We start from the raw sequence: 597 nt of genomic DNA, 5'->3' as shown, positions 1-597 counted from the left end.
GTGTCGTGGGTGGTGGTGGTGGCAAGCAGGCAATTTGTTTCAATCCACGCGCCCGCAAGGGGCGCGACCAGAGCCATCCCAGGAACTGCTGGACGCCATTGTGTTTCAATCCACGCGCCCGCAAGGGGCGCGACTCCATCATCATAACTGCTTAACTATAAAGGGAAAATTATCTAATTTCGGCGAACCATGAAAGCCACCCCTATGCTGACTGATATCCCTGAGCAAGAAAAACGAAAACTTATTTATTATCATACAGATACCATTACTGCGAACCTCCCTGTATTTTTCCGGCCACTACAGGTTCGCGCGTGTGGACGTCAGAATATAAGCGGACCATTGAGATCCATAACCGGCTTTGCTCCGATGTGCTCGACCTTCTTCTGCCAATTCCGCCCCAAGTAATAGAACCGCAGGCTGTCGCAATCGTGATCAATGAGTTCGCAGAGCCTGCTCCGAAGCAATGTCCACTGTGCGGGGTCAACCTCAATTTCGAACACCGAGAACTGCACCCGCTGACCATAATCTCGGCACGCCTTACCCACGCGGCGTAGGCGCCTTTCACCGCCTTCACTGATGGTGCTTACGTCGTAGCTT

General features: G+C 52.6%; 1 protein-coding gene. It reads right to left on the bottom strand.

The genetic code is table 11. The features are described 5' to 3' along the window. Positions 1–320: 320 nt before the first annotated feature. Positions 321–597 (bottom strand): CRISPR-associated endonuclease Cas2 (gene cas2, locus LPW29_RS15300; RefSeq protein WP_238628729.1); only part of this gene is annotated, 277 nt, incomplete at its 5' end.

The organism is Ectothiorhodospira sp. 9100 (genome assembly GCF_022227565.1).
GTDB classification, from domain to species: Bacteria; Pseudomonadota; Gammaproteobacteria; order Ectothiorhodospirales; family Ectothiorhodospiraceae; genus Ectothiorhodospira; species Ectothiorhodospira marina.
This window is presented reverse-complemented; position numbering and strand designations above follow the sequence as displayed.